The 23,465-nt window shown below is 62.8% G+C and carries 22 protein-coding genes and 1 pseudogene; 11 read left to right on the top strand and 12 right to left on the bottom strand.

The annotated features are described in order from the left end of the window. Nucleotides 1–126: 126 nt before the first annotated feature. The 7 genes and pseudogenes from RPF88_RS08320 to RPF88_RS08290 all read left to right on the top strand — a co-directional run bounded on the left by RPF88_RS08320 (nt 127) and on the right by RPF88_RS08290 (nt 7,970). Nucleotides 127–1,479 (top strand): substrate-binding protein, encoded by a 1,353-nt coding sequence (locus tag RPF88_RS08320; RefSeq protein WP_127368574.1) that lies wholly within the window; start codon nt 127–129, stop codon nt 1,477–1,479. A 185-nt stretch (nt 1,480–1,664) separates the two neighbouring features. Then, the gene (locus tag RPF88_RS08315; protein ID WP_064995207.1) at nt 1,665–2,540 is read left to right on the top strand and encodes a branched-chain amino acid ABC transporter permease; all 876 of its coding nucleotides are present in this window, start codon (nt 1,665–1,667) and stop codon (nt 2,538–2,540) included. Nucleotides 2,541–2,552: 12 nt separating this feature from the next. Then, on the top strand, nt 2,553–4,388 hold the full coding sequence (locus RPF88_RS08310; RefSeq protein WP_127385081.1) for a branched-chain amino acid ABC transporter ATP-binding protein/permease: 1,836 nt from the start codon (nt 2,553–2,555) through the stop codon (nt 4,386–4,388). After that, nucleotides 4,385–5,083: an ABC transporter ATP-binding protein gene (locus RPF88_RS08305; protein ID WP_064995205.1), complete on the top strand. Its 699-nt coding sequence runs from the start codon at nt 4,385–4,387 to the stop codon at nt 5,081–5,083. Before RPF88_RS08310 ends, RPF88_RS08305 begins: the two co-directional genes overlap by 4 nt. Nucleotides 5,084–5,546: 463 nt before the next feature. Next, nucleotides 5,547–6,769, top strand: a pseudogene (locus RPF88_RS08300) (diguanylate cyclase). Between the two features lie 276 nt (nt 6,770–7,045). Further along, nucleotides 7,046–7,720: a hypothetical protein gene (locus RPF88_RS08295; protein ID WP_206524286.1), complete on the top strand. Its 675-nt coding sequence runs from the start codon at nt 7,046–7,048 to the stop codon at nt 7,718–7,720. Nucleotides 7,721–7,775: 55 nt separating this feature from the next. Further along, entirely contained in the window at nt 7,776–7,970 is a 195-nt protein-coding gene (locus RPF88_RS08290) for a hypothetical protein (RefSeq protein ID WP_064994232.1), read from the top strand. A gap of 49 nt (nt 7,971–8,019) precedes the next feature. On the opposite strand, the gene RPF88_RS08285 is transcribed toward RPF88_RS08290, so the two are convergent. The 10 genes from RPF88_RS08285 to RPF88_RS08240 form a co-directional block, all read right to left on the bottom strand. Next, nucleotides 8,020–9,042, bottom strand: coding sequence for a formate dehydrogenase subunit gamma (locus RPF88_RS08285; protein ID WP_127367326.1), 1,023 nt, complete (start codon nt 9,040–9,042; stop codon nt 8,020–8,022). A 56-nt stretch (nt 9,043–9,098) separates the two neighbouring features. Then, nucleotides 9,099–9,695 (bottom strand): formate dehydrogenase FDH3 subunit beta, encoded by a 597-nt coding sequence (fdh3B, locus tag RPF88_RS08280; RefSeq protein WP_064994234.1) that lies wholly within the window; start codon nt 9,693–9,695, stop codon nt 9,099–9,101. Nucleotides 9,696–9,711: 16 nt separating this feature from the next. Beyond that, entirely contained in the window at nt 9,712–12,633 is a 2,922-nt protein-coding gene (locus RPF88_RS08275; protein ID WP_337122149.1) for a formate dehydrogenase subunit alpha, read from the bottom strand. 7 nt (nt 12,634–12,640) lie between these two features. Further along, complete coding sequence (locus RPF88_RS08270; protein ID WP_224674348.1) at nt 12,641–12,847, bottom strand: formate dehydrogenase; 207 nt, start codon at nt 12,845–12,847, stop codon at nt 12,641–12,643. Nucleotides 12,848–12,889: 42 nt separating this feature from the next. Beyond that, nucleotides 12,890–13,561 carry a TorD/DmsD family molecular chaperone gene (locus RPF88_RS08265; RefSeq protein WP_127367123.1) on the bottom strand — a complete coding sequence of 224 codons (672 nt, stop codon included), beginning with the start codon at nt 13,559–13,561 and terminating at the stop codon, nt 12,890–12,892. Nucleotides 13,562–13,754: 193 nt separating this feature from the next. Next, entirely contained in the window at nt 13,755–14,468 is a 714-nt protein-coding gene (locus tag RPF88_RS08260) for a DUF3306 domain-containing protein (RefSeq protein WP_337122148.1), read from the bottom strand. Beyond that, the gene (locus tag RPF88_RS08255; RefSeq protein ID WP_337122147.1) at nt 14,465–14,968 is read right to left on the bottom strand and encodes a DUF3305 domain-containing protein; all 504 of its coding nucleotides are present in this window, start codon (nt 14,966–14,968) and stop codon (nt 14,465–14,467) included. The genes RPF88_RS08260 and RPF88_RS08255 overlap by 4 nt, the downstream gene beginning before the upstream one ends. Nucleotides 14,969–14,994: 26 nt before the next feature. Further along, nucleotides 14,995–16,011, bottom strand: coding sequence for a DUF6352 family protein (locus tag RPF88_RS08250; protein WP_337122146.1), 1,017 nt, complete (start codon nt 16,009–16,011; stop codon nt 14,995–14,997). Then, nucleotides 16,008–16,550, bottom strand: coding sequence for a DUF6505 family protein (locus RPF88_RS08245; RefSeq protein WP_337122145.1), 543 nt, complete (start codon nt 16,548–16,550; stop codon nt 16,008–16,010). Before RPF88_RS08245 ends, RPF88_RS08250 begins: the two co-directional genes overlap by 4 nt. Beyond that, nucleotides 16,541–17,287 (bottom strand): biotin/lipoate--protein ligase family protein, encoded by a 747-nt coding sequence (locus tag RPF88_RS08240; RefSeq protein ID WP_128338250.1) that lies wholly within the window; start codon nt 17,285–17,287, stop codon nt 16,541–16,543. Before RPF88_RS08240 ends, RPF88_RS08245 begins: the two co-directional genes overlap by 10 nt. 110 nt (nt 17,288–17,397) lie before the next feature. Here RPF88_RS08240 and RPF88_RS08235 point away from each other — a divergent pair, with 110 nt between their 5' ends. Continuing rightward, a complete protein-coding gene (locus tag RPF88_RS08235) occupies nt 17,398–19,434 on the top strand; it encodes a 4Fe-4S binding protein (protein ID WP_337122144.1) in 2,037 nt (678 codons plus the stop codon). A gap of 2 nt (nt 19,435–19,436) precedes the next feature. On the opposite strand, the gene RPF88_RS08230 is transcribed toward RPF88_RS08235, so the two are convergent. Continuing rightward, nucleotides 19,437–20,723: a hypothetical protein gene (locus tag RPF88_RS08230; RefSeq protein WP_442921267.1), complete on the bottom strand. Its 1,287-nt coding sequence runs from the start codon at nt 20,721–20,723 to the stop codon at nt 19,437–19,439. A gap of 101 nt (nt 20,724–20,824) precedes the next feature. Here RPF88_RS08230 and RPF88_RS08225 point away from each other — a divergent pair, with 101 nt between their 5' ends. Next, nucleotides 20,825–21,031, top strand: coding sequence for a DUF6494 family protein (locus tag RPF88_RS08225; RefSeq protein WP_064994243.1), 207 nt, complete (start codon nt 20,825–20,827; stop codon nt 21,029–21,031). A 26-nt stretch (nt 21,032–21,057) separates the two neighbouring features. Here the strand turns inward: RPF88_RS08225 and RPF88_RS08220 are convergent, their stop codons facing one another. Next, nucleotides 21,058–21,933, bottom strand: coding sequence for a helix-turn-helix transcriptional regulator (locus RPF88_RS08220; RefSeq protein WP_337123867.1), 876 nt, complete (start codon nt 21,931–21,933; stop codon nt 21,058–21,060). A 95-nt stretch (nt 21,934–22,028) separates the two neighbouring features. Between RPF88_RS08220 and RPF88_RS08215 the strand changes: the two genes are divergently transcribed. Together RPF88_RS08215 and RPF88_RS08210 are read left to right on the top strand one after the other, a co-directional pair. Next, complete coding sequence (locus tag RPF88_RS08215) at nt 22,029–22,721, top strand: ABC transporter permease (RefSeq protein ID WP_064994245.1); 693 nt, start codon at nt 22,029–22,031, stop codon at nt 22,719–22,721. A gap of 3 nt (nt 22,722–22,724) precedes the next feature. Next, nucleotides 22,725–23,447 (top strand): ATP-binding cassette domain-containing protein, encoded by a 723-nt coding sequence (locus tag RPF88_RS08210; RefSeq protein WP_064994246.1) that lies wholly within the window; start codon nt 22,725–22,727, stop codon nt 23,445–23,447. The last annotated feature ends 18 nt before the right edge of the window (nt 23,448–23,465 follow it).

Below are 23,465 nucleotides of genomic sequence, written 5' to 3'. Positions count from 1 at the left end.
TGGCAGGCCTACGCCACTGCGAATGCCCATGCAAATAGGCCATTTTCAGCGTCTCGCTGAAAAAAACCGGTTTCCGGAACAACAATGAGAGTCGTCCGACGGCTCCACGCTAAGGAGGAACAGCTCATGCCACTCGACGATCAAAATACTTCCCATATATCCCGCCGTAGCATGCTGCACGCGGGCGCAGGTCTTCTCGGCAGCGCCGTTCTGCCCTTATCCAGCTTTGCGGCTTTTGCGGCCGACGACAAGCCCGCGATAGGCACCTGGCCGGCCGGGTCGGCGGGCGACACCGTCTACATCGGAGCCGCCGTGCCCCTTACCGGTGCCTATGCCGTGCAAGGTGCTGACGAACTTAAGGGCTGGCAGCTCGCGGTCGACCACATCAACAACGGCCACGAGTTGATGAAGGCGTTGGCGCCGAAGGTCGACAAGGGGTTGCTCGGCAAGAAGGTCGAGTTGTTGTCCGCCGACAGCGCGGCTAAGCCGAACCAGGCCGTCGAGCTCGAGCAGAATTTCATCCACCAAAACAACATCATCCTGATGACCGGCTCGACTTCATCGGCGGTCGCGGTTGCGCTCAACAAATTCGCGCAGCGCGAGAAGATCCTCTACGTCGCGGGCATCTCCGGCTCAAACGACACAACAGGCAAGGACTGCGTTCGCTACGGCTTCCGCCAGAATTTCTACGGCCAGACCGCAGCCAACGCGATCGGCCCGATTCTTGTGAAGACCTACGGCAAGGGAAAGAAGGCGGCATTCATGACGCCGGACTACACTTACGGCCACACCGTGACCAAGTCGGTGAACGACTACCTGACCTCTCAGGGCGGATGGGAGATGGTGACGGACCAGGTCTCGCCGTTGGGCACCCAGGATTTCAGCCAGTATCTGACCAATATCGCCAATTCGGGCGCCGAATTCATCGTCAACGTCAACTGGGGCCGCGACGCGGTGCTGTCAATCCAGCAGGCCAAGCAGTTCGGCCTGACTCCGAGCATGAAGATGGTGATCCCCTACCAGATCCCCTTCCTTGCCAAGGAAGTAGGCCCCGAACTGACAGCCGGGGTTTTTGCCGCTACCGATTTCTGGTGGACCCTGCAGGACAAGTATCCGCTCGCCAAGCAGTTCGTGGACGCATTCCAGCAAAAGTTCGGCTATCGGCCGGAATGGGGCGCCGAAAACGCCTATGTCAGCTTCGCTCATTGGGCGCGCATGGTGTCGCAGGCCGGTAGCTTCTATCCGCCGGACGTCATCAAGCAATACGAGAAGGGCGAGACCATCCCTTCACTCGTCGGCGACGTTCACTATCGGCCGGAAGACCATCAGTGCGTGCGACCCGTCGTACTCGTTCAGGGTAAGGATCCCAAGGACATGAAGAGCGACGACGACTACTGGAATGTGGTGGAGGTCGTCGATGGCGCGCCGCTGATGCAGAAGCCCGACGAGTTCGGCTGCAACCTGGGCAGCTACACCTGATGCCCGCAGCGCCTTCTCCGCTTCGCCACGGCTGGAGAGGGCGCTCGCATCGGGACTGGCTCTGCCCGGACGCAGACGGTTCGTCTCCCGGCGCTCGGTGGGATGTCGATTGTTCGCGACTTGTCTGCCAAACCCTTGCTGGCGCGCGGGCAGGGCATATTATTCATGACCAAGGTGGGCGCAGAGTGATCAACTGGGCAAATTTCATTTCGCAGTGCTTCAATGGGCTCGTACTCGGCGCGCTTCTGGCGCTGATCTCCTCCGGGCTGACCATCATCTACGGGACGCTCGGCGTCCTGAACCTTGCCCACGGCGCGATGTTCATGCTCGGTGGCTATGCCGGCTGGCTCGCCTACACCTACACAGGTTCATTCCTCGCCGCGGTGGCGGCCGGATCGCTGTTCGTGATGATCGTGGGGGTGTTGATCGAGCGGCTGATCGTTCGCCATTTCTACACGCGGCCGCTCGAGGACCAGCTTCTCGTCACATTCGGGCTCGGCATCGTTTTCGTCGAGACGGTCCGCTTTTTCTTCGGCAGCCTCTCGCACACGGTGCCGCCGCCCGCCTCGCTAGTCGGCATTACCCATCTCGGCTTCATGGTCTATCCCACCTACCGATTGGCGCTCCTCGGCATCGTCGCCCTGGCGCTGCTGATGCTCTATGTCGTGCTCTATCGCACCCGCATCGGGATGATCGTGCGAGCAGGCATCGAGGATTCGGTAATGGTCGACTCGCTTGGAATCGATGTCTACAAGATCTTCATGCTCGTCTTCGGCATCGGAGCCATGGCAGCTGGCTTCGCCGGTATTGTCAACGCACCCGTGGTGTCGATCGCGCCCGATGTCGGGGAAGCCATACTGGTCCAGACCTTTGTGGTCGTGGTAATCGGCGGTGTCGGTTCCTTTACCGGCGCCATCCTTGGCGGCCTCATCGCCGGCGAAATCATCAGCATCACCTCGATGTTCAATCCTGGTTATTCGTATGTCATGCTGTTCGTGGCGATGACGCTGGTGTTGGTGCTTCGACCGCACGGGCTGCTCGGCACGGCAGGGCGTGAGTAGACGCGGTCGGCCATGAACATCAAACATCCCTTCCTCGTCGAGCTTCTGACGGCGCTGGCGCTCGTCCTGGCGCCTTTCGTTCTGCCCCATCTCGGGTTCTCGCCCAGCACGATCAATCGTATCCTGATCTGGGGACTGTTCGGGATCGGCTTCGACATCCTGTTCGGCTACACGGGATTGCTGTCCTTCGGCCAGTCGGCCTTCTACGGTACTGGCGGGATGTTCGCCGCCTATCTCCTGACTGAAACCGGCTTCTCTTATGTCATGGCTGCCATTGTCCTGGGCGCCGTCGTGTCGGGTGTCGTCGGCTACGTGATCGGGTTGATAGCCCTGCGACGCACCGGTATCTATTTCGCCATGATCACGGTGGCGATCGCCGAAGTCTTCTTCTTTGTCGAGTTCAATCCGCTCTCGGCATTCACGGGCGGCGAGAACGGCTTGCCTGGCGTGCCAACCCCGGTCGTCAACCTCGGCTTCACGGTGCTTGAATTCAACACCGACTGGACGATGTATACCTTCCTGGCGTTCTGCTATTTCATCGGCATTGCCGTCGCACTGCGCATCGTACGCTCGCCCGTTGGCGCGATCCTTTCGGCGATCCGCGACAATCCGCTCCGCGCCGCGGCGCTGGGCCACGACATACACGGCTACAAGCTCACGGCCTTCGTGGTTGCCGCGATCTATGCCGGCTTTGCCGGCGGCCTGTTGGGCGTGATGCAGGGCTTCATGCCGCCGGACGCTTTCATGTTCGACACGTCCGGCCAGGTCGTGATGCAGACGGCGATCGGCGGTGCCGGCACACTGTTCGGGCCGCTGGTGGGCGCGACGGTGTGGCTCTATCTCAGCGACTTTTTCCAGAACACATTGCATCTCGGCGCCACATGGAAGTTGGTGCTCGGCATCGTTTTCGTGCTGCTGGTCTGCTTCCTGCGGCGCGGCATCGTCGGTGCGATCGTCGATCTCTATGGGTTGACCGGTGGCCGCAAGCGCATCGAATCGTCCAATACCGCGGTCGAGAGTGCGCCGCACGTCGTGACCGCCGTCGAACCGATGCCGGCGCGCCGGCGTGGTGCTGCGCCAGCATCCGGACCGATCCTGCAGGTGCAGGGCCTAACCAAACGCTATGGCGGTATCACAGCCAACAGCGACATCGACCTCAGCGTCGATCATGGGGAGATACGGGGCATCATTGGACCCAACGGCGCGGGCAAGACGACGTTCTTCAAGATGCTCACCTGCGAGATCGCGCCAACCTCCGGCCGCATCATACTGGCCGGCCGCGATATTACGGGCATGGGCGTATCCGAGGTGTGCCAGCTCGGGCTCACCAAGAGCTACCAGATCAACCAGCTATTCGACCGCTTGACGGTGCGGCGGAACCTGATGATTGCCGCGCTGGGCGAGGCGCGTGGAAAGTTCCGGCTTGATCTGTTCAAGAGTATCCACAGCGTTCCCGGTCTCAGCGAGCAGGTCGAGCGAACGGCGGCGCTGGTGAACCTTACGGCGCGGCTCGATCGGCCAGTTTCGGAACTGGCTTATGGCGAGAAGCGGCGGCTGGAAATCGGTCTTGCACTGGCGACGTCGCCGAGCCTGCTCCTGCTTGACGAACCGCTTGCCGGCATGAGCCCGCGCGAGCGCGTCGAGACCGTGGCGCTGCTCAAGTCAATCGCGCGTGCACGCACGATGATCATCATCGACCACGATATGGATTCGCTCTTCGAGCTGGTCGAGAAAATCACCGTCCTGCAGGAGGGCAGGGTGCTGGCCGAAGGCACGCCCAGTGAGATCAAGGCCAACGCAAAGGTGCAGGAAGCCTACCTTGGCGGTGTACATGGAGAGGTGGCATGAGCCTGCTCGATGTGAGAGCATTAAACAGCTATTATGGTGACAGTCACATTCTGTTCGACGTCACATTGAGGGTCGAGAAGAATGAGGTCGTGGCGCTCCTGGGCCGCAACGGCGCTGGCAAGTCGACGACGCTGAAGAGCCTGATGGGGGTCGTGACGCCGCGGACCGGCTCGGTTGAACTAGACGGGGTCGAACTGGTTGGCAGGAAGGCGCACAGCATCGCTCGGGAAGGCATGCAACTCGTGCACGAGAATCGACGCATCTTCGGCAGCCTGAGCGTCGAGGAAAACATCATTCTGGCCGGGTTGACTGCGGATGACCGGTGGCCGCTGGAACGCATTTACACGATGTTCCCCCGGCTGAAGGAACGACGCGCCAGCCGTGGTACGGATTTGTCAGGTGGCGAACAGCAGATGCTGGCTATAGCGCGTGCATTGGTGCGCAACCCAAAGATCCTCCTGCTTGATGAACCCTTCGAAGGACTTGCTCCAGTCATTGTGTACGACTTGGTGCGCGCCTGCCGCGAGCTGGTCCAGGCAGGGCAGACAATTGTGCTGGTGGAACAGAACATCGCAGCGACGCTGGCGCTCGCGAGCCGCGTTTATATCATCAACAATGGCCATATCGCCCACGAAGGCCCGGCCGCCGAACTCAAGATCCAGGCGGGGCTGCTGCAACACCATCTTGGCGTCTAGGTCCAGCCCGTGGACAATCCCACGACCTTCATCGACAGTGTCATCCCGCCAGAGAATTCGTGAGATTGTGGCTATCACGATCGGAAAGATAGCTAGGAGTTAGGCAAGTGCCTTGAGCCGCCAGCAGACGGTGGCTTTTGGATTTCGACCCCGACTTGATAGTGGAGGGGCAGTCCAAGACATTCTCATGCGCTCCGTACGCCTTTGCTCGAAGAGACACTGATCGCGGGCACGGTCTCGTCAGTGGGCGCGGCTTGGCAGCAGGCCGCGAGCCATGATGGAGCCGTAAACGCTTGCAGGGATCACAGCGGAATTCGCAAGTCGGTACCTCTGGAAATCAAATCTTCAGGATAGCTTGGCATTCTTGTCCATCCCGAGGAGCGGATGGCTCGGGCGGAACATTCAGGAGAAACCAGTTGTAAGGGCCGATATTTGACTGAACGGATGCACCTAGACGTGCAGGATAGTCCTGGCCATAACTGCAGAAGTCGACCGACTACTGGCGAGCCGCACGCGCGATATCCGGCTGACGGGCGAGATCTACCGCCTGTTTCGAGCGCGTGTCTGGTCGCAGACAAAGATCATCCGAGCCTGGATGGTCTGGGTGGCTTTGTTGGACGTGCTGACACTCGCGCTCAACATGGTGATGCTCCCAAGGGCAACTGCGCTATCCATGCTCCTGCCTGGCGCCATCATTCCGCCCGTCGCTGTGGCCGTCGTTCTTATCTGGCGAAAGCCGCGGGCGCCGTGGCTACAAGGGGCTTCGCTGATCGCGGGCTTCTTCCTCATTTTGTTGTCGGTTGCGTTAGTCGGCGTAAGCGCTGGTGGCGAGTTCTACGAACGGCACTTGAACATCATGCTGTTCGTGGCCATCACAGCCATCATCATCTTCGGGGTTCCGCTGGCCTGGACGGTGACTATTGCCGCCTTGGCGCTCGGTCTCTATCTCGTTTTTCAACTACACAACCCGGGCATCGAATTTGGCAGCGCCGTGGCTGCGACGTTGTTTTCACCAGCGGCATCTTCGCAACGGTCGCCGCGCGGCGCAGCATGACAATTCTCGCTCAGAAGACCTTCCTGTTTGAGCTTCGCGACCGGCGCAGGGTCGCCGAACTGGCGGAAGCGAATGATCGGCTGAAACTTTTGGCGAGGACTGATCCGCTCACTGGCATAGCCAACCGGCGCTGGATGACGGAAACGCTTGACCGTCTATGGGACGGTGGCCGGAAATGCCACGGCGGTGCCGCCATGCTGATGTGCGACATCGACGACAAGAAGCTGAACGACCACCTCGGCCATGCCCAGGGCGATCGCTGTCTGGTCGAGGTCGCCAGAATGATCCAGGAAAACGTGAGGCGCGGCCGCGATCAGGTGGCCCGCTACGGCGGCGAAGAGTTCCTGGTGTTGCTGCCCGGGGTGGACGAGGAAGAGGCCGTCGCGGTGGCCGAGCGAATTCGTCAGAGCGTTGAGGCCGCGGCTTTTCCCAACCCTGCATCCCGCATGTCGCCTAGCGTCACACTCAGCATTGGAGTTGCAGTTCAGACGACTGACGAGGCCATCTCACCAGAGCAGTTACAGAGTCACGCGGATGCGGCACTCTACCTTGCCAAACAATCCGGCCGCAACCGAGTGCTGCTCCACGGATCGGCGTCATTCGGGCGAAAACATGTGCAGCCGGCACGGTGATGCCTCAAGTACGTCAGGGCGAAAGTCGTTGTGCTGTTCTTGTGCGGCTGAAGCAGACCGGCTCGGCGACATAAGCCGACCCGGGTGCGCCGGTAATGCGGCGATCCGTGCCCGAGCCCTCATAACGGGGGTTGACGATGCGGGAACCTGATAGTTGAAGGCAGCAATGGAACGCAAGGCGGCGTTGGACATTTCGTCTGGATTGGCACGCGTGCGACGGTGGTGCCCCGACTGCATCCGGCGGCACCGTCTGACACGAAGGGGAAGGAGCTAGCGATGAGAAGAATTGCCCTCGCGGGAATGCTTACACTCTCGGTTTCGGCCTCCCAGGCACAGACCGCGACGCCTCAGCCAGCCGCACCGACCGCTGAGGCGCCTGCCGGTCAGGTGGTTGCGTCGGGGCAAGGCGGCCCGGTCAACCTCTGTCACGAGATCCTCGCCTTCATGAAAGCGCCTCCAGCTGAGACGCCCCCACCCACCGGCGCGGCAAAGAAGCCGGATGCGGCTTCAGCTAAGCAGGGCACGACCGGATCGGGCGACCCAGCGAAGTCGGAGGGTGGTACGGGCTCTGCGCAAAAAATCACCGGACAGGACGGCGTGGCAACCGACGCTCCCCAGCCAGGCAAGGACAACGCAGCCAGCGGATCGGCGCACAATGCCCCGCAGAAAGAAAGCAGGGCAGCGCCGCTGCCCCCCGCAGACGTGACCAGCACGCCCAAGGAATCCGTGCTGACTGTCGAAGCGGCAGAGCAACTCGCCGATGCGAACGATATCGCCCAGTGCCAGAAAACGGCCCGCGCCATGAGAGTTGCCGGCGTTGCCATGCCACCGCCGCTGATTGCATTGGCAGCACTCGATATGCAATATCAGCAGAAGGCGGTTGTGCCGGCCGAGCCCACAGGGGCTGCCGGTGCCCAGCGTCTAGCGCCGCAGGCGGCCACGCCGAAATAGCGAGAGCAAGAACGGTGGCTGGCGGCCCGTCTCGAGAATGGAAGGAGCAGGCGGGATGCGTATGATTTTGACGGGAATTGTCGTTACCGTCTTAGTTGCCTTTGGTGCCGGCTATGTTTTGCGCGCACAGCAGGTGCCTTCCTGGCAGGTCTTCAGCACCGACAGTGCCCGGGTGGGCGATCCGGGCCACAATCTCGTCGGGCAGAACTGGTCGGGCGATCCCGCCGGCGGCTCCGCCGGCAAATCATGACCAACTACCTCCTGAGCGATTGGGCTGCAGTCGACCAGCGATAGAAACGCTATTCGGCCGGCTCAGCGGAAGTCTCCGGCGTAGCATCGCCCGTCTTCGCCTGCTGCTTGGCAACCCAGGCGCTGTGGTGCTCCTTGGCCCAATTCAGATCCACTGTGCCGGACACCATGGCTTCGTAGGCGCCTTCCATGCCGAGCGTGCCGATATAGATGTGGGCGATGATGACGGCGATCAGGAGGACGCCTACGACCGCATGAACATACTGGGCCGTCTGCATGCCGTTGATATCGGCGAAGGAGAATGGGAACAGCATGTAGATGCCGGACACCGACAAGGCAATTCCGCCCAGCAGGACCGCCCAGAAGATAAGCTTCTGTCCTGTGTTGAAGCGTGCCGCCGGCGGGTGCGTCCGGTTCGACTTGTCGAAGAATCCGCCGCCGACCTTCAGCCAGTTGGCATCGTAGCGGTCGGGCAGGTTGTCCCAGACCCAGGCGACCAGCATAACAAGTACGCCCAGCATGAATGCCCAGGCGACGAAGTCATGCGCGTATTTCGCCCAAAACGACCATGCCGAGAACGCGTCCGGTCCGATCAGCGGCATCAGCAGGCGTTTGCCGAATACGAGATTCAAGCCGGTAACGGCCAGGATGATGAACGCTGTGGCAGTCGTCCAATGGGCAAGCCGTTCGATGGCGTTGAAGCGCAGGATCCTGACGCCTGATTCACCCGCCGCGACGCGGATGCGGCCTCTGACGAAATAGAACAGCGCCAGCACGACCAGCATGCCGAGGATGGCAATGCCGCCGATCCAGGGCAGCGCGCGCTCATGGAAGCCCTGATAGTCGCGGCCCTGCGGCTGCTGCAGCGTGGCGGCCTTGCCGTCCGGTATGGTGACGCGGCCCCGGATCTTGTTGAGTTCATCGAGAAGTTGCCGCTCGCTGACAGCCTGGGCGGTCGGGTTGTTTCCTGAACCGGCGTCCTGCGCCCTGGCCGGAACAACAAGCAGGCCGAGAGCCAGTATGAGTGCGGCGGCCGCCGGGGAAATCAGTCGACCAAGGCTCGAGATACGCATTTGCTCGGTCCTCCTGAGCTTGTTTGTCTGCGCGAACCAATCGGCACCGCGATGAACTACACCTCAATTGTCTCCCGATAGGCCGTCTGCCACCCCCACGCACCGGAGCCGTAGCCGCGCTGCGTCACGCGTTCCTTGTAGATCGCAGCGATGATCTCGCCGTCGCCGGCCAGCAGCGACTTGGTCGAGCACATCTCGGCGCAAAGCGGCAGCTTGCCTTCGGCCAGCCGATTGGCGCCATATTTTGCATATTCGGCCTCGGTCGAGTCCGGCTCCGGACCGGCCGCGCAGAACGTGCACTTGTCCATCTTGCCGCGCGATCCGAAATTGCCGACGCGCGGGTATTGCGGCGCGCCGAACGGACAGGCGTAGAAGCAATAGCCGCAGCCGATGCACAAATCCTTAGAGTGCAGCACCACCGCGTCGGCAGTCGTATAGAAGCATGCGACGGGGCACACCGCCGCGCACGGGGCGTCGGTGCAATGCATGCAGGCCATCGAGACGGAGCGCTCGCCGGGCTTGCCGTCATGGATCGTGACGACGCGGCGGCGGTTAATGCCCCAAGGCACATCGTGCTCGTTCTTGCAGGCGGTGACGCAAGCGTTGCACTCAATGCAGCGGTCGGCGTCGCAGAGGAACTTCATCCTGGCCATTTTCCGCACCTCCCTGTTACGCCATCGCGATCTGGCACAACGTGACTTTCGGCTCCTGCATGCCCGTTACCGGGTCATAGCCGTAGGTGGTGATGCTGTTTGCGCTTTCACCGAGCACATAGGGATCGGCGCCTTCGGGGTAGTTGGCCCGCAGGGTCTCACCCTGGAACCAGCCGCCGAAGTGGAAAGGCATGAACGCTACTCCCTTGCCGACACGCTCGGTCACCAAAGCCTTCACCCGCGCTTTGGAATCGTTCTCCGCGCCGGTCACCCACACCCAGACGCCGTCGCCAATGCCGCGGGCGGCTGCGTCCGCGGGATTGATTTCGACGAACATCTCCTGCTGCAACTCGGCCAACCACCGGTTTGAGCGGGTTTCCTCGCCGCCGCCTTCATATTCGACCAGGCGACCGGTCGTCAGGATGATCGGGAACGATTTCGCGACGCCCTTGTCCACCGCCGCCTTCTGAACGCTGAAGCCGATATTCGGCAAACGGAACTGCTTGGCGTCAGGATAGGTCGGATATTTTGCGACTAGGTCCACCCTGGGGGTATAGATCGGCTCGCGATGGATCGGCACCGGGTCGGGCAGGTTCCAGGCGACAGCCCTGGCCTTTCCGTTTCCGTAGGGGTGACAGCCGTGGCTGAGCACGACGCGCTGGATGCCGCCCGACAGGTCGGTCGACCACGAGACCTTGCCGATGTCACCCATATCATCGCCGATCGTCTGGACGACTTTGAGTTCCTCCGCACTCAAGTCCTTGTCCCAGCCGAGCTTTTGCAGCACCGCCATCGTGAATTCCGGATAGCCGTCGGTCAGTTCCGAGCCTTGCGTGTAGGAGCCTTCGGCAAGAAGCGTCTCGCCGTTACGCTCCACACCGAAACGGGCCCGGAAGGGACTGCCGCCATCCATTACATGCAGGCCGGTGCTGTAAAGGTTGGCCGTGCCAGGATGGCGTATTTCCGGCTTGCCCCAGCATGGCCAGGGCAGGCCGTAATAGTCGCCGCCGACCTCCGGATCGTCCTTCGGCGCGCGTAGCGTCACAAGATCAAACTTGTGCTGGTTTTTCATATGCGCCTTGAGGCGCTCCGGCGATTGACCGCAGTAGCCGGTCGACCAGCTTCCGCGGTTCATCTCACGCAGTACGTCCTCCGGTTGCGGCCGGTCACCCTCGACCGCGATGTTCTTGAACATCCAGTCGGCAAGGCCGAGCTTCTTCGCGAGCAGGTAGATGACCTGATAGTCGTCCTTCTGCTCGAAGCTCGGCTTAACGATCTGCTCTCCCCACTGCAGAGATCGGTTGGAGGCGACGCGCGAGCCGGAAGTCTCGAATTGCGTACAGACCGGCAGCAGATAGACGTTGTCCTTGCGCCCGGCCTGAACTGCCAGCGATGCCCAGGTCGTCGGGTGCGGATCGGCAACGACGAGCAGTTCGAGGCCGGCCAGGCCCTTCATTGATTCCGGTATGCGTGTGATGCTGTTGCTGGCGTGGCCCTGGACGAACATCGCCCGCAGTCTGTCACGCTGCTGAATGTCCTCCTTGGGGAGCACGACCCCATCGAACCATCGGGTCAGCGGGATACCGGGTGTCTCCATCGCCTCCTTGGAGTCGAACCGGCGCAGAAGGTCGTCGTATGGAATTTGCCAGACTCGCGACCAATGCTTCCAGGCGCCCTCCGTCAGGCCATAGTAAAAGGGCAGGGTCACCACATCCAATCCAATGTCGGTCGCGCCCTGCACGTTGTCATGTCCACGGAAGATGTTGGCGCCGGTGCCCGGCTTGCCAACATTGCCCGTGGCGAGGCACAAGATGCAGCTGGCGCGGACGTTGGCTGTTCCGGTCGTGTGGTGGGTCTGCCCCATGCACCAGATTATCGTCGATGGCTTTTGCGTGGCGAACATCTCGGCGATGCGCTTCATCTGCTCGCCAGGCACACCAGTGATGCGCTCGACCTCGTCGGGCGGATATTTCCCCACCTCCTTGCGGACTTCGTCCATCCCGTAAACGCGCTGGGCTATGAATTCCTTGTCCTCCCAACCATTCTCGAAAATGTGCCAGAGCAAGCCCCACAGCACCGCGATGTCGGTGCCAGACCGAATGCGAGCAAACTCGGTGGCATGCGCGGCCGTACGGGTGAACCGCGGATCCATCACGATGAAGTTGGACTTGTTGAGTTCCTTGCCTTCGAGCAGATGCTGCATGGCGACTGGATGTGCTTCGGCAGGGTTCCCGCCCAGCACTATGAGCGTCTTGGAATTGCGGATGTCGTTGAAGGAATTGGTCATCGCGCCGTAGCCCCAGGTATTGGCCACGCCCGAAACCGTCGTCGAATGGCAGATCCTCGCCTGGTGGTCCTGGTTATTGGTTCCCCACAGGGCCGCAAGCTTGCGGAAGAGGTAAGTCCCCTCATTGGAGAACTTCGCCGATCCCATCCAGTAGGCCGATTCCGGTCCGGACTTCTCACGAATGTCGAGAAGCTTGTCGCCGATCCCATTGATGGCGTCATCCCAGGAGATGCGCTCCCACTTGCCGCCGGAAAGCCTCACGGGGTATTTCAGGCGGCGGTCGCTATGTACCAGCTCGCGCACGCTTGCGCCCTTGGCGCAATGCGAGCCTCGATTGATGGGGCTGTCCCACGATGGCTCCTGTCCGGTCCACACGCCGTTCTGGACTTCCGCGGTGACCGTGCAGCCGACAGCGCAATGTGTGCAGACACTTTTCTTCAACTCGGTCGGCACTCCCGGCTGCGGCGGGCTGATCGCCGCGGCTTTGCTTACCGTGCCGAACTGAAACGAGCCGAGCGTGGCTATTCCGCCAACTGCGAGGCCGGAGCGGCGGAGGAATGTCCGTCGGTCGAATGGAGCCGAATCCGTGCCAGCAAGGAGGCTTTGCAGTCTTGTGCGGCTTGCCTGTCCGCTTTTGCGCTTCGTCAGCATGGCGGCCTCACTTCTTTTCAGGGTAGCGGTTCACGCGGTAATAGGCCTTGATGTGATCGGTTTCCCGGTAGCGGGCCCGCATCTCGTCTTCACCGGGGTCATAGGCTTGCGCTTCGCTCGGAGCCAGTGCCGCCGCAACGGCGGTGGTGGAGGCGCCGCCGAACGCCCGGAGGAAGCTGCGCCGGCTCAGTCCCGTCGATCGCTCCTCCTGCATTGCAACCTCCATCTGTCAGGGCATCCGGCCCGCTTGCATTTCCTATGCGCTTCGCCGCGTCTCCATGGCAAAGGCTTCAGTTTCGATGTCGATAAAGGTTCGACCGGCCACGCCGACCGATCGGTAGAATTTCGCCGTTTTTGCGCTTTCCAGATCGCCAAAGAAACGTCCGGCCCATGGCGCGAGGTGCCGTTCGAAGAAAGCCTGCTCTTCGCCGGCCGCCACCTCGAAATGATTGCTGGCAAAGCCGCTCATGATCTCGCAGAGCGTTCCGAGATGATCCTCCGGGTCGCAGTGGCCGGCGGCTCGCTCCATGCCCAGGCGCATCATGTCCTGGCGCAGGCGGGCGAGTGGCCGTTCGTTGAGAAAGCCCGTGAGATAGTAGGAAGCGTAGGGGAGAAGCTCTCCGCGTCCCACGCCGATGAAAAGTTCGAAATATTCGCGATTGATATCATCCGCGCAGGTGCAGGCCGCTGCCCGGCCCAAGGCAGCGTGAGCGCGACCGAGCGGCGTGTCGCTGCTGTCTTGCAGGCGGGCAAGCCGGGTCAGGAAGCCGCTATCGGGTGGCTTGAGCAATAGCAACGCGAAGAGGGCATATTCGTCGGCGCGGGCTTGATCGATATCGTCAAGATCAGCGCCATCGAAATCGATGATTGAAGCATCCGCTCCATCCGACGATCCATACGCCTGGTCCAGGGGCAAGTCCGGGTTCATCGTGTGACCTTGACCGTGCTTCCGAGATTAGGTCATCGATTGTAGCCCCACCCCGAACGATTGCAACAGCAGTCTGACGAATTCGTGCGGCTGGTCTAGTAGCAAGTCGGTGTTGGTCGTGTGACCTTGATCGTGGGCCCCTGATTGGGTGAGCTATCGTGGCTCTGCGCTACGGGTGCAGCAGGTCCCGGCGTCAGCGCGGGATCGCTCTGCCGTGGCGCGGCCGGGAGAGGACCTCGGTACTTCGCGAGGGCGGAGAGACAGGGCCCGCGTCCGCCGCCTCTATCTCACCTGCTCCGTCAACTGGCGACCTCACCTCGGTAGGCTCGACGGTCTGGGCTTCTGGCGCATCGGTATCAGCTTCGCCAACTGGCGGCGTATTCTCCGGCCATTGGGCGTGCGCTTCGCCGGGCGCCCGGGCGGGCCAACGCCGGGGAATTGCGGCTGTTTCCCGCTCATTCGCTTCGATGGGTAAAGCCATCCTTGATAGAAAGCTGACGACTGCTTCCTTCGCGTCCAGCGGGCCGAACCCTGCCATCGAACCCGCCTGGTTGAAGTCCCAGGCGTATTCGGAGGGACCGACATAATCGCGAATTGCCGGATCGAGAGACCACATCCTGCGCGTCGCGGCGCTCCTCAGCGCCGCAGGGACGCCTTTTCTCAAGAAGGCCGTAATGTCGCTTTCAGGCGTCAGGTCCTCGACGCGGGGGAGGGGCTCGGCGGGTCCGTCTGGTTCGTCTTGCGTCGATCCCGCATCCTGAGCCGTGGCTCGGCGGGCAGCGCCGGCATCCACCGCCGCAGCGTCAGGTACCAGCTTCTCGTCGTCCGTTGCTTGAAGTCCGGCCGAGCGCACAGACAGCTTCCGGCGCGACCAGCGGGCGAAGATGTTATCATTGCCGCCGCTCATTCCTTGTCTCCAGTTCCGGAAGGCCAATTGCGCCCCGCATCAAGGTTTGCCCGATCGCGCTTGCGCTTGACGAACGGCCGCTCGACATGGTGGGCTTCGACGAAGGCGGCAAGCTGCTGCTGGATCTCGGACGGCATCGGCACCGCCTCGATGATGTCGGTGCCGGACTCCGTCAGCGACTCGGCGTCCGAGGGATCGGCGGTTACCAATTGCAGCAGGACCCCGGGAGGCGCATTCGTGTGCCGGAGCGATACCCACAGGCTCGGCTGCTGAGAACGTAAGTTCTCCCGGTACATCGTCGTGTCCGCTCCGAAGAACTCGATGTCCGCCGCTCCCGCATAATAGCGGGTTACTGTTGCGGTTTCATCGAGCGCCGTCCAAGCTGCGGCTACCGGAACGCCGACGAGCACCGCAACGGGCATCCAGGCATGATCGACCCACGGGTTCTGCAGAGTCCGTCGCTCGACGACAACACCGACTTGAGTTGTTTCCCGAACCAATTCGGAATCCTGACTGTCCACAATGCCTAACTTGCGGGTGTGGCGGCTCGAAGCGGCAGGCCGGCGATTAGGTTCTGCGGCTTCATGCGAACCATGCGGTCGGATGTCATCGCCATGATCAACCAGATCGGCCGCGCACCCACTTCCGGCCTAACTTCGTCGAATTCGGAGAAGTCGAGCCGAAACAAAGCTATAATGCGCTTTGCCGCCTCAGGGTCAAGGTCCTTGCCTGTCCACAGCGCATTGCCGATACGCGTCGCCTCCGCGTCCAGACCGACGAACCATGCCCAATCGTCGTCCTCGGTCCGCTCCACCGGCTCAACCCTCACCTCAATGGCCAGCAGATGGCGTATCCAGGCCTCGATCGCGGCGGCAAGGCCGCGCCGCGCCGGACTGTCGACGTCGCCGAGGCCAAGCACCATGTCAAAGGCATCGCTCCTGCCGAAATAGCTGCCGGCATTCTTCTCCTCGAGGATCTGCAACTCGGTGACGGCAGGCCCTCCGAGCATGTTCAGGAGAGGGGAGGCGTGACGGTTCTGCTCGTGGACTTCAATGGTTTCCGCGTCGGCGAGCAGCAGCGCTCCTTCATGGAGGGTCACCCGCTGGGCACGGTAAAACAGCTCGGCCGCACGCAGCACGAAGGGATCGTCGTCCCCGTCAAGCGCATTGCGCAGCACCAGCTGCGCAAGCTGGTTCATGAACAGGGGCGGAATGTCGGCAGCCGAGCCGCGCGCGAGTTCGAGATAGCAGGCTTCGAGGGACGGCGCTGCCAAAAGGCGATTGCGAAAGGCAATCATGAACTCCCAGTTTTCCCGAGCATCCGGGTCGTCGATCGCGGCGATCTCCTCGTTCCCGACCGGCCGGCGCGGATCGTGCATCAGCAACTCGTGATGCAGCCGCAACTCCGCCGCGCACGCATCTTCCGGCGGCAGAAGCTCAGGGCGAGCCAAATAAACTTTGAGGAACGGATCAGTCACCATCAACCGGCCTGCCTTGTCGCGATCGAGCAGATGGTGGCCCGAAGAAATCCAGAAATCCATCATTTGTGCCTACCCGCCAGCACCACAATGTCGACTTCTTCCATCGCCCCCTCTTCTCCCTCGACCTCGATGAGGCGGAATGCGGCCGCCGGATCAAGGCGGCTCACCTTCCGGTGCAGGGCGCGGAACGATTCACGGATGCCCGCCTCCTCGCCAGCGCGGTGCAGCGCAACAAGGGTGTTCGGCGGATGACTGCACAGGGACTGCGCGAAGGCGATTTCCTCCTCGGCCGCCGCGCGCGCGACCGCCATCCCGGGCGCTCCGCAACGGGCGACAAGCTGCTCGGCCAGTCTTTCGGTCGCAGCCGCGACTTCTTCCGCGGTGGCCTCCGTCACGATGACGAGGGTGGACCAGCCGAAGCTCTCAACACCCATGAAGCCGGCGCGGAAGGCTTGTCGTTCCTTGCCGGAGAGGCTTTCGACATCGGCGGCGAAGAACCGGAAAGTCCCCGTGACGGCCCACTCGCCGGGTTCCGCGGCGTGGGAATAGACGAAGCCATCCGACGGATCTAGGCGGATCGTGCGCAGTAGCTTTAGAGCCATGGCACACCCGTAGCGGGATCGAGCCACGAAGGTGAGCCAAGAGCTTCCACCAAACTCCGCCTTTCGGAGGCTCCCGGGCAAGGCTTCCCCGGAAGCAGCAGGTCGCCATTGTCAGCGATCCGAACGTCCTGGCCTCGGTGTGAGGAGCGGTGCAGCCATTGGCTGGCGAGCGATGCGAAGCCGGTTTCGCCCCATTCGTGGAACGCGTTCATCAGGTGACGGGAGAAGCTGGCGATGATCTCACCAGGATCGGGGGCTTCGAAGCCCAATTCGTCAAGCGCGCCGAGTAGCGGCCGCTCGCCAGGTTCGTAAGCGCGCACGGCCGCGATGCGGATCATGGCAGAAAAGACGAGCCAGGCCGGCGTCTCCTCGTCGCGAGCTCCCTCAGGCCAGCCCAGGCGTCCGCCGCCAACGAGAGCGCCGTCGATGCGGATCGCGTCCGGCCAGTCGAAGGTGACCGGCATTTCAGGCGGTGCACGCGCTGCAAGCGCGTCGGCCAGAGCGTTCATTCCGGCATAGATGGCAAGGCGGGCCTGCGCCAACGATTGTTCAGGCTCCAGGACGACCGCGAACTCGGCCAGATCATAGCGCCGTACCCAGACCAGCGTCCCTGCACCCTGCTCGCCGGCAATGGCGCGGGCGTGCTCGAAGGCATCGCCGGCTTCTCTCAAGACAGTGAGGCTGTAGAGCGGGGGCAGATCGAGGGCGCGGTCGGTGACCGAAGCACGCTGGGGCATGATGCCGATCCATTTTTGATGACGGCGGCCTAATTCTCCAATAATGTATATACTGTCTCTACAGTAAAGGCGCTACCGCAGCGGGCGGTGTCGCGTAGCGGGGAGGCGCAATGAGCCTGGACAAACCGCGCACGGTCTTCATCTGCTCCTGCGAGCGCAGCATGCCTGGTTTTGGCGACAGCGTGCGCCGCGGATGCAAAGACGCTCAGGTGCAATCGGGCGATCAGCTGTGCGGCGCCGAAATCGAGCGTATCCGCAACAGATTGAGCGAGGGGGGAGCCATCACCATAGCCTGCACACAGCAGGCGCCGCTTTTCCGCGAAGTCGCTGAGGAAATCGGCTTTGCGGGTGACCTCGATTTCGTGAACATCCGCGAGGCGGCAGGCTGGTCGGCAGAGGCCGCATCCGCCGGGCCGAAGGCGGCGGCACTCGTCGCGATGGTGGCCGAGCCGACCTCGCCGCCCGCCCTCGTCACGCTTCGAAGCAATGGCGTGGTGCTGGTTTATGGCCGCGACCAGGCGGCAATGGAGGTCGCCTGCCAGCTTGCCGGGGATCTGGACGTGACCGTCCTGCTGACGCGACCCGCGGAGGTTACACCCAACCGCGTGTGGGATTTCCCCGTCGTGCGGGGCAGGATCCGCAATGCACAAGGCCATCTGGGCGCCTTCGAGCTGATCGTTGATGATTTCGCCTTGCCAGTTCCCTCTTCGCGCGACCGCCTGCGCTTCGGTGCGGCTCGTGACGGCGCAATCTCTAAAGCAGACATCGTGATCGACCTCTCCGGCGGCGTTCCGCTATTTCCGGCTCACGACCTGCGCGCGGGCTACCTCAAAGCGGATTCCGCCGACCGGGCCGCGGTAACGGCCGTGATCGCCAAGGCTGCTGGCCTCGTCGGCGAATTTGACAAGCCGCGCTACATCGATTTTTCCGCCGATCTGTGCGCTCATTCACGCTCCCGCATCATCGGTTGCACGCGTTGCCTGGATCTGTGCCCTACCGGTGCGATTGCCTCGGCCGGCGACCACGTGATCGTCGACGCAGAAATCTGCGCCGGTTGCGGCAATTGCGCGGCCGCCTGTCCGACCGGTGCAGCCGCATATGCCGTTCCGGATGCGCAAACCCTGCTTCGGCGGCTGCGTTCGCTCCTGGTCACATATCGAGAGGCGGGTGGCAGGGATCCGGTCGTTCTGTTCCATGACGGCTATCACGGCGAGCCGCTCATTGACGCGCTCGCGCGGTTCGGCCCAGGCCTGCCTGCGAATGTACTGCCAGTCGCCGTGAACGAGATAACGCAATTGGGAATAGAGGCGTGGATAGCGCCGGTGGCATGGGGCGCGGCGGCGGTGATGGCGCTCGCCTCCGCGAAGCCCAAGCACGAGCTCGCCGGCTTGGCCCGCAACGTCACCATCGCCAATCTGCTCGCGCGATCGCTCGGCTACGGGTCGGAACTCTGCGGCCTGATCGAAACCGACGATCCGGACATGCTGAGGTTGGCGCTCGACCGTGTGCAACCGGGCTCCAGCACGCCGACGCCGGCGACCTTCCTGCCCCTGGGGGACAAGCGCAGCCTGTTGCGAAACAGCATGATCGAACTGCATCGCGCCGCGCCGACGCCAGTCGAGCGCGTAGTGCTCCCAGCGGCAGCGCCCTTCGGCGGGCTCGATATCAATGTCGAGGGCTGCACGCTCTGCCTCTCCTGCGTGTCGGCGTGCCCAACGGGTGCGCTCTCCGACAGCGAGCAACAGCCTGCATTGTACTTTTCCGAAAGCGCCTGCGTCCAATGCGGGCTCTGCGCTGCGACTTGTCCGGAGAAGGTGATCCGTCTCGCCCCGCGGATTGATTTCCCGGCATGGAGCGCGCCACGTCGGGTCGTCAAGGAAGAACAGCCCTACGAGTGTATCCGCTGCGGCAACCCGTTCGGGACCCGCAGTACGATTGAGCGGATCGTCGCCAAGCTGGAAGGCAGGCACTGGATGTTCTCGGGCGAAAACGCGCGGCGGCTGGAACTGGTGCGGATGTGCGACAATTGCCGCGTCGATGCCGCCATGAGCGAAGACCTCGATCCCTATGCCGGTCCTGGCCGGCCGGCCCCGCGAACGACAGAGGATTATCTCCGGGACCGGAACTCGGAAACCAAACGGGTCTAAACTCAGTTGCTGCGGGTCTCGGCCTGTAGGAATCGTATCAGCGCCGCCCGATGCTCGGGGTCGCGAATGGTCTGCTCGGGCATCTTGGTGCCCGGCGTGTATCTGCTCGGGCCAAGCTCGAACAGCTTCGATACCGTTTCGGGCGTCCAGACGATGTCCATCTCCCTGAAAGCGGGCGAGTATCGGTAGCCAGGCACGGATGCGATCCTGCGGCCGAAGATGCCGTGAAGCGTGGGGCCGGCGCGATCGCCCTCGTGGGGATCGAGCGTGTGGCATGCGACGCAGGCGCGGAACACCTCCGCGTCCGGATTGCCGGCATATTCGGCCATCGGATCGGCCGAACCCTCGATCTTGGTTCCGAGCCGTTGCCCGGCCTCGACGTTCCATTCTCCCACCATTTGATCCCCGCCGCCGCTCAAAAGCGTCTTTCCGTCAGGCGAGAAGGCGAGAGCCCAAACCGGCACGCCCGCGGTGCCAAATGTGCGAACGGGCTGCAGGCTTTTGACGTCGAGCAGCACAATTTCACCTTTGATCGACGAGGCGGCGATGTACCGTTCATTCGCCGTGACGGCGAGCGCGGTGATCGGACTTGACGAAGCTGCAACTTCGGCCAGGATTGTCCCGCCGCGGTTCAGTTCACTCAGCTTGCCGTCCGCGCCCCCGACGAACACGCGATCGCTCCTCGTCGCCACCAGTGCGCTGAGGGGTGCAGGCATTGCAACCCTGACCGGAGCTCCGCCTTCGGCCGGCCAAAGCATGACTGCCGCGTCGTAGCCGGCACTTGCGAGCGTCCCGTCGGAGAGGTATGCAACCGCGTTGACGTTTCCCCTGTGGCCTTCGAGGACGCGCGGCTCCCCGCCGGAAAGCGGCCACACCCGCACACTGCCATCCCAGGAAGCCGAAGCGAGGGTGGAGCCGTCGGGCGACACTGCGAGCGACACGACCGGCGCTGAATGGCCTTGCAGGACGGCGACCGGCGTGCTTCGTCCGGCCTCCCAGACCGCAATGCGGCCGTCCGCCCCCGCGCTGGCGAAGCGGCCTTGCGGCAGGGCTGCGACCGCATCGACCTGCCCATCGTGAAACAGCAGCACCTCCCGTGCTTCGCCGGTCTTGATCGACCAGATGATCGCCTTGGCGTCGAAACCACCGGTGATCGCAGTTTGCCCATCGGCCGTCACGGCAATCGCCCGCACTGGTCCGCCGTGACCGCGGAGATCGGCACCCAGCGCGGCGACCCCGAAGAGGAACGGAGCACTTGCCATCAGACACATTGCGAGCGTCGTCTTCATTGCGCACCAGGCCGTTCCGTGCTCCCTTGGCGCAGCGCCGCCGTTGCGGGCATCAAGCTTGCTGGATCGGCCATATTGTTCAAACCGTTCGAGGCAATCATATGACCCAGAATATGGAAACCGATCCCTTCAACGTCTCCATGCGCAAGTTCCTCAAGCAGGTCGGCGTGACTTCGCAGCAGGCAATCGAGAAAGCCGTGGCGGAGAAGGGCCTGAAAGGACAGGGCCGACTGACCGTGAGGGCCCTCGTCACGTCTGAGCCAGCAGGCCTGCACCATGTCGTGGAGGGCGAGATCGATCTGGGGTGAGCAGCGACCGAGGTCGGGTTCGGCTGCTACTTCGCGAACCTGATCCGCCCGGCCGGCGATGGATCATACCCGGCAAGCTCGGCGGCGCGGCTGGCGAAGGTGTCTTGCTGCAGCAAACGCAGCAACGCCTGGATCGGTTGCTGAAAGTAGGTCCGCTGCCGCATCAGCAGGTCGAAGCTTTCCCAGGCCAGTGACACGAAATCGAGGCCGGCGGCGCAGGCGGCGGCGCGGGTGGCGATTCCGCAATCGGCCCGTCCGGTGCGCACGGCGGCTGCAAGCTCGGGACCGGTAAGGCAGGGGGGCTCCAGTCGGTTGACCTCGCCGTGGCTCGCGCCGGCATCCGTCAGCAACAAAGCGAGCAGCATGTCCGCGCCTGCGCCGCGTTGACGGACCGCAATGCGCGCGCCGGTCGCAAGTACGTCGGTCAACTTGTTGAGCGATTTCGGATTGCCTGGCGCCAGCAGCAGGCCCTGCTCGCGGCGGGCGAATCCGACCAGCACCGCATCGTACAGCCGCGGCCTCGTCGCAATCGCGGCGACATTCGGGTCCGGGTCGTCGCTGTGGAAATGGATCGCGGCGACAGACACCTCGCCGCGCAGCAGGCGTGTCACGCCGGCTTCCGTGCCTTCTGTCAGAAAGGCCAGGCCGGAGCCCGACTGACGCAGGCTCCATTCGAGCAGATCATCCTGGCTGCCACCGACGATCGGCGGCGGGTCGGATTGAATCATTCCTCCGGGCCGGACCAGTCCCGACATGACCCAATGGTCGAGTTCATGTCGGGGAAACAGCCATTTGCCGGCCACCTTGCTGCAGGGGAGGCGCTGCTGCGCAATCAGTTCGTAAAGCTTGCGTTCGCCAATGCGCAGATAGTCGGCGGCTTCAGATGTCGTCAGCAATTCCATCCTGCATTGATATGCATATTTCTGTGCCGGTTCAAGAATTTGACTCTGGCGGAGGAGTTGCAGGACATTGGCGCTGGACAGGATTGCGAGGAGCAATGTCGGAAGGGCTGGGCGCATGGCAACTGATCGCGAGCGGTGACGCCACGCTATTTGCCATCGTGCGCCTGTCGCTCGCGGTCAGCCTTTCGGCTGTCGCGATTGCCATGGTCGCCGGCCTGCCGCTTGGCGCAATTATCGCGCTCTCGCGCTTTCCAGGTCGTTCGGCGATCGTCGTGGTGCTGAACGGTTTCATGGGCCTGCCGCCGGTGGTGGTCGGGCTGACCGTCTATCTGCTGCTATCGCGATCCGGGCCGCTGGGCGAGTTCGGTCTTTTGTTCACGCCCGCCGCCATGGTCTGCGCGCAGGCGCTGCTAGTGTTGCCCATCATCGCCGCTCTGACCCGCCAGACGGTCGAGGATCTGTGGCGCGAATATCGCGAGGAACTGAACGCGATGGAGGTCGGGCCGGTGGGCCTGGTCGCGACGCTTTTGTGGGACGGCCGCTTCAGCCTCGTCACTGCTCTGCTCGCGGGCTTCGGCAGGGCGGCGGCCGAGGTTGGCACCGTCATGATCGTCGGCGGCAACATCGATGGCTTCACCCGTACCATGACGACGGCAATCGCACTTGAAACTTCAAAGGGAAATCTGCCGCTCGCCATCGGACTCGGCCTGATTCTGATTTTTCTTATCCTGCTGATCAACGCGGCCGCCTGGGGCGTGCGGGTGTGGTCCGAGCAACGGGCGGGCTAGGGGATGCGGGCCGCTCAGAGCGATCTTCCACTTGTCTTCGATGACGTGTCGCTTATCGCTGGCGCGACGACCATACTCCAGCGGGTGAACCTGACGATCGGGCCACATGCGCCGACGGTGATCGTCGGCCCAAACGGGTCGGGCAAGACCTCCCTGTTGCGGCTTTGCATGGGGCTTACTGTACCTTCGGCCGGAACCCTGACTTGGGGCGGTCGGACCCTCTCCCCGAAGACGCGGCGTGCGATCCTGTTCCAGAAGCCTGTGATGCTGCGGCGCTCGGTGGCCGCGAATGTCGCCTACGGCCTGGCTACGGCCGGCTGTCCGCGTCGGCTTCGCGCGGCGCGCACGGAGGAACTGCTCGACCGCGTGGGTCTTCTCGATCTGGCGGCACGTCCGGCACGGCATTTGTCAGGCGGGGAGCAGCAGCGGCTGGCGCTCGCTCGCGCACTGGCGCGCCAGCCCGAGATCCTGCTGCTCGACGAGCCGACAGCCAGCCTCGATCCGGCGGCGACGCGTTTTGTTGAGCAGATCATCATCACGGCTGCCCAATCGGGCACGAAGATCATCATGGCCTCGCACCATCTCGGCCAAGTACGCAGGATCGCTGGAGACGTCGTCTTTCTTGTCCGGGGGCGTGTTTGCGAGCATGCCGTTGCCGGCGATTTTCTGGATCGTCCCGCGACTCGGCAAGCGGCTGCCTTCGTGCGCGGCGAACTCGTGCTTTAATCAACCGGACGGAGATTG

This window comes from Mesorhizobium sp. ISC11 (assembly GCF_037162595.1).
In the GTDB taxonomy this organism is placed as follows: Bacteria; Pseudomonadota; Alphaproteobacteria; order Rhizobiales; family Rhizobiaceae; genus Mesorhizobium; species Mesorhizobium ciceri.
Note: the sequence above shows the minus strand (reverse complement) of the source record. Positions and strands in the feature narration are given on the sequence as shown.